The organism is Sporomusa sp. (assembly GCF_035561255.1).
GTDB lineage: Bacteria > Bacillota > Negativicutes > Sporomusales > Sporomusaceae > Sporomusa.
Genome location: NZ_DATMXX010000132.1, coordinates 1 through 4,758, shown reverse-complemented (window position 1 = coordinate 4,758; position 4,758 = coordinate 1). Strand labels below are relative to the sequence as shown.

The window sequence follows — 4,758 nt, the reverse complement described above, 5'->3', positions numbered from 1 at the left end:
CAGGGAAGCGTTGATGACCCACCATTTGGTGGCAATGCCCGCCCGTTTCAAGTCTTCTTCCAGGCGCAGCGCTTCATAGACCGGTGTGGCTTCAGCCAGGGTAATGATGATGACCTCGGTTTCAGCGGCATTGCGCAGCCGAGGCAGCAGCTTTTTGACCTCTTCAGGGATGTCGCCATGAGAACGCTCGATTTCCTTGTGGTAGCTCTGGGTGGAATCGAGCAGCAACAGCGTGTGGCCGGTTGGGGCGGTATCGATGACAACCACCTGGTCTTCTGCTTTTTCTACAATCTGGGCGAACGCCCGGAATACGGCAATCTCCTGCGTGCAGGGGGAGCGTAAATCTTCCTCGACATAGGCGATATCTTCAGCAGACATGGTTTCGCGGGCTTTGGCCAGGACTTCGTCCTGGTATTTTTTTAGTTCGTCCTGTTCATCAATGCGGCTTGTTGTGATGTTGGCGGTTTCGCTGATGACGAACTGCAGATGGGCGGCCGGATCAGTTGTGGTCAGGTGCACCTTTTTGCCTCTGGCGGCTAATCCCATGGCAATGGCCGCTGCAATGGTCGTTTTGCCGACACCACCCTTACCCATGGTGAAGATGACCTTCTTATTTGAGCTGTACAGGTCGTCGATCACATCGATAAGCTTCGGAATGTTCTGGGTCTGGAGTTTTTCATTCCGGACAACATAATGATCTTGTGTAAGCAAGGCCCTGACGTTGTCGATGCCAGTAATGTTGTAGGCCCGGAGCGGAATCTGGTAGGCGGTCAGGCTCGTTAACGCCGGCGTCATAGCGGCCAGCGCTTGCTCTTGTTTGTGGTACAAGCTTTCCGATATGCTGTCGTCATAGGCGGCCAGTACACCGTTGATAACAAGGGCCTGGTTGGTAACACCCAGGTCGGCCAGCTCCTGTGCCGCCCGCGCCGCTTCCTTGAGCGGTGCAACTTCGGGGCGGGATATGAGAAGAAGCGTCGTCTGTTTCCCGTCGGCCAGCGTTTCCACTGCCTGCTTATACATGGCCTTTTTACTTTCCAAACCGGCAAGCTGACCCAGGCAGGATGCGCCGTGGGTGCTTTCGCTGATGAAATTGCTCCAGGCCGAGGGAAGCTGCAGCATGCGCAGGGTGTGGCCGGTCGGTGCGGTATCAAACAGGATATGGTCGTATTGTTGCTGCAGGGCATCATCGGTAATGAAGCGGGAAAATTCGTTGAAGGCGGCAATCTCTACCGTGCAGGAGCCCGAAAGCTGCTCCGCCATATGCAGCAGGACGGCATCGGGCAGTTTGCCCTGGTAGGGGGCAAGGACGCTTTCCCGGTATTCGGCAGCCGCCTGGATTGGGTCTAAGTTGGCTACCACCAGGCCGGGCACTTCTGGGATGGGCACGCCCTGGCCAGTCAGTTCGGTGCGAAATACGTCCTGCAGGTTGGAAGCGGGGTCGGTGCTGATGAGCAGCACCTTTTTGCCGCTGTCGGCCAGGGTGACGGCGGTGGCGCAGGCTGTTGAAGTCTTGCCGACGCCGCCTTTGCCGGTATAGAAAAGATATTTGGTCAGCGTGATTTTTTTGGGATTAAACAGTTCCATAGCACTTTACCTCCGTGTTTTAAGGACATGCCGCAGTGAGTGAAGTGACCGCGCCGGTACGCCGGTTAGCAGCACTTGCCGCCGGAGCAGCCGCAACCGCCTTCATTTTTCGGTTTGTCTTTCGCTGTGTCGGGCGCTTCGCCCAGTAGATTGGCTGAGATTTGGAGAATGTTAATAAAATCATCATTGGCCGGGTAGCGGCCGGTGATCACAATTTCCCCGTCGACGACGGTAACAGGCAGTTGATCGACGCCGTGGGCATTAATCAACTTGTTGACGGCTTCGTTATTGATAAATTCCATCGGGGCGTCGGTGAGATTAAAGCGGTCGATTTCGATGCCATTTTTCTTTAATGCGTTGAGCACGGCGGAAATTCGCAGCAGTTCAGGGTCAACACCGACACCGCATAAGCCGGTGGGGCAACACATAGCCGGTTCAAAGATTTGCATTTTTTTCATAACTCATCGCTCCATTTCATTGATTATTATTTTATTTAACAAGCAAGCGGGTAACCGAAAGAAAAAGCGCCTGTTTCCTTTTACTATGGCCCCACTATAGTACCTTTTGCAAGCAGGCGCTGCTGTCTGGGCACGCTGCGACCAGTGCCGAGGCTTTTAGTAGGCTGGCCGGAATGTCGCTGCGGCTAATGGGGGTAAAACCCCAGCGGGCGACAAATTGTTGAGCGGTGTTGGTTAAAAGATAGGCGGTCATAGCTCCGGCCTGGCGGGCCTGATCGAGCGCCTGATTAAACAATGCATTGCCCAGACCCCGTTTGCGCTGGTCAGAAGCAACCGCTAGCGACCGCAGCAGGGCAGCGTCGCCGGCTAGTTCTAGGCCGATGACGCCGGCGACGCCTTCTGCATCGGCCACGCAGAAGGTAGACAAGTGGTCGGCTACGCCGTCGGTAGGGAGACCGCTCGCGGCTAACAGGCTTTCGATGGCGGGAAGATCGTCCGGTCTGGCTGGACGCAGGCTATAGTCGGTGCCGGGAGTTAGCAGGGCGGCCGGTTTTTTTGCTCGGATAAAAGCACTGATGAGTGCGCCTCTTAGCGCCTGCCGTTCCTTCGGTTTCAGGTCAGGCAGGAATTGGGCGGCCCCTTCATCGGTAAAGTCATAGACGCGGGTGGTGACCAGCTCAACTGCGGTAAAGCCGGCGGCCTTCAGTTTACGGCGGTAGTCCTCAGCCTCTAAAGCTCCGGCGACGCAGCCTGACCAGGCGGCCAGATTTTGCTGGATGCCGGGTGGTAGCGGCCGCACCAGCACAATGTCGGATATGGCCAGCCGGCCGCCCGGTTTCAGCACCCGGTACGCTTCGGTGAGTACCCGGTCTTTATCGCCCGAGAGATTGATGACACAGTTGGAGACAATGACGTCAACGGCATTGTCGGGCAGGGGAATGGCCTCAATATGGCCTTTGATAAATTCGGCGTTAGTAATGCCGGCACGGTTTTGATTAGCCCTGGCCGCCGCCAGCATTTCGTCGGTCATATCCAGGCCGTAGGCTTTGCCGCAGGGGCCGACTCGCCTGGCGGAGAGCAGCACATCTAGGCCCGCGCCACTGCCCAGGTCGAGTACTGTTTCCCCGGCATGCAGCGTAGCCAGGGCGGTGGGATTGCCGCAGCCAAAGGAGGATGCCACAAGGTCCGCAGGCAGTCCGTCTAGTTCACCTGTTTGGTACAGGTTGCCGGTCACTGGGTTACAGGAGCAGTCACTGCCGCAGCAGCTTTGGCCCTCAGTAATAACGGCCGCATATTTTTTCCGTACTTGTTCACGAATGGCTTCCATCGATTACCTCCTTATAGGGGATGTTTCTCAGGTTAGCACCAGCGGCCAGCGGGAATGGTCTCAAGCAAGATCTCCAGGCTTTCTATGATCTGGCTGCGTTTGTTGGCCGGCAGAGCCTGAAAGAGCGTTTCATAGAACTGGGTCATGCTGGCTTCGACTTGATCAAAGAGCTGGCGGCCCTCCTCAGTCAGCATGATGGTGACGGCCCGCCGGTTGTCGGGGTCAGTCGTGCGACTGACTAGGCCGTCGGTTACGAGAATCTCAATGTTGCGGCTCATGGTGCTCTTATCCACGCCCAGGCGTTCGGACAGGGTATTGAGGGATGCCGCACCAGCCCAGCCGATTTCCGTTAGGAGGTGGCATTGGGTCAGGGTGATGCCACAGCAGCTTGCTTCGCTCTTGGTCATGAGCTCCATCTTGCGGGCTAAGAGCCGCATGTCGTGGCGCAAGGTTTTAATCTGCGATAGGTCGGTCATGGTGAGTTCACCTCCTTATTTGTATTGTATGCTACAATAGTTGTATTATGCAATATAAAATCTTCGGTATAAATTTTTTTGCAGAATACCAACACAAAAATAGGCAGCGCTTCCTTGACATATATTCGCAAATTTGCATATAATCATATCGTAGGATCAATGACGCATTAAAAGTGTGTGAGGTGGCTGTAATGGATGTAGTTGAAGTAGTGAAGGCTCTGGGTGATGTGACCCGGTTGCGAATTTTGAACCTGCTAAACAAGGAAACGCTGTGCGTCTGTGATTTGGAAGAGGTGCTGAAAATCAGTCAGTCCAATGCCTCGAGGCATCTGACCAAGCTCCGCTTTGCCCGCCTGATTACTGGGGAAAAGCAGGCCCAGTGGGTGTATTACCGGGTGGATGAAACCAGTCTGGAGCGGTATCCCTTTGTGCGGGAACTCTTAGTCAAGGAACTGGTGAATGAGCCGGCCTGTCAAAAAGATGTGGTGAGACTGAGAAAGTACCGGGAACTGGGCGGTAGTTGCGAGCGGACGGTGCACATTACAGAGTAGTAAAAAAATTTGCAGGAAATATGAATATAGTCAATATAATTAAGTGATGCTCAATCTAGTAAAGCAGGGAGGAAACCGGACTCGTTTACTAAAAACTTGACTGATTTTGAATGTATGGGGGGGAAGATGGATGAGACGGCCCGATAATGAGGAGGACATCGGCCAAGAGGCGGAGCGTACACTGGCACGGATTACCAAGGGTGGTTATTTGAAGCTGCCGGTGTCGCTGACTGCGGAGCAGGCGGCGTTAATAGTTAAGACTGCAGATGGTTACCGGATCAGCCTGCTGGTTCCGGATGTAAAAAAAGTGTACTTGGAGGTTACGACCAAGTGTAACTTTTCCTGTATTACTTGTATTCGCA

At 54.4% G+C, this 4,758-nt stretch carries 6 protein-coding genes; 2 read left to right on the top strand and 4 right to left on the bottom strand.

Annotation, left to right across the window (positions count from 1 at the left end):
* From arsA to VN379_RS07510, 4 genes are all read right to left on the bottom strand, one after another.
* A partial coding sequence (gene arsA, locus VN379_RS07525; protein ID WP_325532428.1) for an arsenical pump-driving ATPase occupies positions 1-1,584 on the bottom strand: 1,584 nt, incomplete at its 3' end.
* Positions 1,585-1,649: 65 nt separating this feature from the next.
* On the bottom strand, positions 1,650-2,042 hold the full coding sequence (gene arsD / locus VN379_RS07520) for an arsenite efflux transporter metallochaperone ArsD (RefSeq protein ID WP_325532426.1): 393 nt from the start codon (positions 2,040-2,042) through the stop codon (positions 1,650-1,652).
* 94 nt (positions 2,043-2,136) lie between these two features.
* Positions 2,137-3,369, bottom strand: coding sequence for an arsenic resistance N-acetyltransferase ArsN2 (gene arsN2, locus VN379_RS07515; RefSeq protein ID WP_325532424.1), 1,233 nt, complete (start codon positions 3,367-3,369; stop codon positions 2,137-2,139).
* A 32-nt stretch (positions 3,370-3,401) separates the two neighbouring features.
* A complete protein-coding gene (locus VN379_RS07510) occupies positions 3,402-3,845 on the bottom strand; it encodes a MarR family transcriptional regulator (RefSeq protein WP_325532422.1) in 444 nt (147 codons plus the stop codon).
* A gap of 191 nt (positions 3,846-4,036) precedes the next feature.
* On the opposite strand from VN379_RS07510, the gene VN379_RS07505 reads away from it, so the two are divergent.
* Together VN379_RS07505 and VN379_RS07500 are read left to right on the top strand one after the other, a co-directional pair.
* The gene (locus tag VN379_RS07505; RefSeq protein WP_325532421.1) at positions 4,037-4,396 is read left to right on the top strand and encodes a metalloregulator ArsR/SmtB family transcription factor; all 360 of its coding nucleotides are present in this window, start codon (positions 4,037-4,039) and stop codon (positions 4,394-4,396) included.
* Positions 4,397-4,526: 130 nt separating this feature from the next.
* Positions 4,527-4,758: hypothetical protein (locus VN379_RS07500; protein ID WP_325532419.1), on the top strand; the 232-nt coding region annotated here is incomplete at its 3' end.